Source organism: Ruminococcus sp. (genome assembly GCF_017650195.1).
In the GTDB taxonomy this organism is placed as follows: Bacteria; Bacillota; Clostridia; order Oscillospirales; family Ruminococcaceae; genus Ruminococcus.
Genome location: NZ_JAGCFH010000059.1, coordinates 1 through 2,877, shown reverse-complemented (window position 1 = coordinate 2,877; position 2,877 = coordinate 1). Strand labels below are relative to the sequence as shown.

The following is a 2,877-nucleotide window of genomic DNA, read 5'->3' as shown; positions in this document are numbered from 1 at the left end:
TTAAAAAAATCATTGGCAATGTTCTTCAATATAGCTGAATGCATTTTTTCTATTAGGTTTCTTTGCGGAGCTCATTCACAAATGAATTTTAATTGGAATGCGTGTCTCAGTTGAATTCTTTACCGTATTTTTCATACAGCCTGTTGATACCGTTTATCACATTATTCATTGTGTGCTCCGAAACTATAGAGTGTAAATTGCTGTTCTTTATTCATTTGGATACTTCATTCCCCATTGAGCGCGACACTCGTCCATTAGCTTCATAACTGCGATAGTGTCGCTGTGCGGAACGAGAGGACTTTCCTTAAGTCCGACATCGAGACAACTGTGTAGCTCGGCAATTTCGTACTCATAGCCATTTATATCATCCTTGCGCACGAAGCGCTCGATCTCTTTTCCATTGCGGTCGAAAAGTATGCCTTCCTCCGTACAGTGGAACCAGTTGCCGAGAGTGATAAAGCCCTTTGTACCTGATATTATGGCATTATTGCGGAGCTGTATCTCGAAGCCGTTGTCCATTGATGAGAAAGCACCGTTTTTGTAGCGGAAAAGTATCGAATTGCTCATGTCTATGCCGTGCATTATATGAGCGGAGCTTGTTATATCGTCGGGGACGCCGAGAAGGTCGTGCGTCAGGGTTATAGGGTATATACCTAGATCAAGGAGACAGCCGCCGCCGCAGTCAGCTCGGAAAAGTCTGTCGTTCTCGTCATAGGGGATAAAGTTGCTGAAATCAGCCTTGATGTACTCAATATCGCCGATAAGTCCGGAAGCTATCCACTCTTTCATTTTTCTGTAGACAGGACGGCATTTCATCCACATTGCCTCCATGAAGAAAAGTCCTTTTTCCTTTGCAAAGGCAATGAGCTTTTCTGTCTGAGCGGTATTTAGAGCGAGGGATTTTTCGCAAAGCACGTTTTTCCCGTTTTCCAGGCAGAGCCATGCATCATCAAAATGTGAAGCCATAGGGGTAGCTATATATACTATCTCCGCATCGCTTTTTTCTGCGAACTCCCTGTAACTTCCGTAATACTTTAAAAATCCGAACTCTTCGGCGAATCTCTTCGCTTTTTCTTCAGTTCTTGAAGCAGAGGCGCAGAGCTCAGCGTTTTCGCAGTTCATGAGCGCAGTTGCAAAGGTGTGTGCTATTTTCCCTGTACCGATAACGCCCCATTTATACTTATTCACTATGATTCTCCCTTCAGGATCAGCTGTTCTGAGACTGATCTATAACGCAGTCAATAGCGATTATCACAGCCAAAGCCATAACAATGTCTCTTTCGTTTGCGATATCTACCTCATAGCTGTCTCCCCACGACATCCAGCGCTTGTGTATCGAAGCGATATACTGTCCACTGCAGGATATTGAATAGTCATGTGCAAAGAAATCTCCGCTAATTTGCCAATCAAGGCCTTCAATGAAATACCGCGGCTTTAAAAGAGTGAATTCCTTTACGATATCGCAGATATACTGCCCCTCAATGTAAACGGAAAATCTCGGCAGAAGCCTCAGGAGTCTCTGCTGCACAAATGCTACTTCGTTGTTCATATTGTCATAAATATGCATTTTTCGTCCTAGAGATATGATCTCTCCTGCGGCAGTAAAAAGGATATTGCCGTGCTCATCGAAAATATCAGAACGCTGTCTTAATGTAAAAATCTTTTGTTTGAAATATAGTTTCATATTATTTCCCCCATATCATTGTATATTCATACTCCTAAGAGTTATGAGTTTTGTTATCTGCCCAGTTGCCAAAAAGCAACTGCGCTTGCTGCGGCAACATTAAGCGAGTCAACATCGTGAGACATTGGTATCTTTACAGTATAATCGCAGCTCGCCACAGTCTTGTCCGCAAGTCCTTCGCCTTCAGTTCCGAGAACCACAGCAAGTTTCTGAATATCACTAAGCTCAGGCGCGTCGATACTTACTGAGTTATTGCTGAGCGCCATAGCAGCAGTCCTGAAACCCATTTCGCGGAGCTGCTTTGGGTAATCATTATCGCTTGAAAGATAAGTCCATGGTATCTGAAAAACAGTACCCATGCTTACACGGGATGAGCGCCTGTAAAGAGGGTCGCTGCACGCAGGAGTAAGTAGTACCGCGTCCATATTGAGCGCCGCTGCGGAGCGGAAAACAGCGCCTATATTAGTAGGATTTACTACGTTTTCAAGAACTGCTACACGTCGCGAATTTCTGCAAATGTCTTCAGCTTTTGGAAGAGCTGAACGTCTGAATGCACAGAGCGCCCCACGGATAAGCTTGAAGCCGGTAATCTCTGTTATATAGTCGAAGTCACCGACATAAATCGGAGCTTCACCAACAAGTGGAATCAACTCCTTCATTTGTCCACTGATGTCTTTGTGTTCCATAAGGAGCGAATAAGGAACATATCCTGCATTTATAGCGCGCTCGATGACTTTGGGACTTTCAGCCACAAAGAGTCCGAAATCAGGTTCAAAATAGTGGAGCAGCTGAGGTTCGGTCAGTGCGGTAAATATATCAAGCTCGTTCTTTAAGCAGTCATTTATCTCAATTATGTTTGACATAGCTTGCCTTTCTGTTTGTATGTGAGGCTTTTAACTGCTTTTACTTAACGATTTCTCGGAAAGAGCCACTACATACCAGGTTTATTTACATTAATCAGGATTTACCATCCAATCTCTTCTGCTACTTTATCTCCTTCTGCAAGAAGATATTCTTTTATGCCATGTAATAAATCAAGTTCATTTTTCTTGAAATATGCATTCATTGATTCTGATATTTCATCAATAGCAGCGGAATCAGGAGTATCACTGTTTACAAGAGGCATTAATTGTAAGATACACTTCTGAAAAATATCAAATGCGTTTTCACCAAGATACTTTTTTATAATGCTT

Annotated in this window: 3 protein-coding genes and 1 pseudogene; all 4 read right to left on the bottom strand. The window is 42.6% G+C overall.

The genetic code is table 11. The features are described 5' to 3' along the window. Positions 1–207 precede the first annotated feature (207 nt). Positions 208–1,188 carry a Gfo/Idh/MocA family oxidoreductase gene (locus J6U00_RS02595; protein WP_296578455.1) on the bottom strand — a complete coding sequence of 327 codons (981 nt, stop codon included), beginning with the start codon at positions 1,186–1,188 and terminating at the stop codon, positions 208–210. 19 nt (positions 1,189–1,207) lie between these two features. Continuing rightward, positions 1,208–1,684 carry an LURP-one-related family protein gene (locus J6U00_RS02590; RefSeq protein ID WP_296578452.1) on the bottom strand — a complete coding sequence of 159 codons (477 nt, stop codon included), beginning with the start codon at positions 1,682–1,684 and terminating at the stop codon, positions 1,208–1,210. A 53-nt stretch (positions 1,685–1,737) separates the two neighbouring features. Then, a complete protein-coding gene (locus J6U00_RS02585; protein WP_296578449.1) occupies positions 1,738–2,547 on the bottom strand; it encodes an RNA methyltransferase in 810 nt (269 codons plus the stop codon). Positions 2,548–2,648: 101 nt separating this feature from the next. Next, positions 2,649–2,877: pseudogene (locus tag J6U00_RS02580) on the bottom strand (hypothetical protein); the annotation flags it as partial.

Coding starts and splice junctions, on each gene's coding strand:
- J6U00_RS02590 (WP_296578452.1), bottom strand. CDS start 1,684: ATGAAACTATATTTCAAACAAAAGATTTTTACATTAAGACAGCGTTCT.
- J6U00_RS02585 (WP_296578449.1), bottom strand. CDS start 2,547: ATGTCAAACATAATTGAGATAAATGACTGCTTAAAGAACGAGCTTGAT.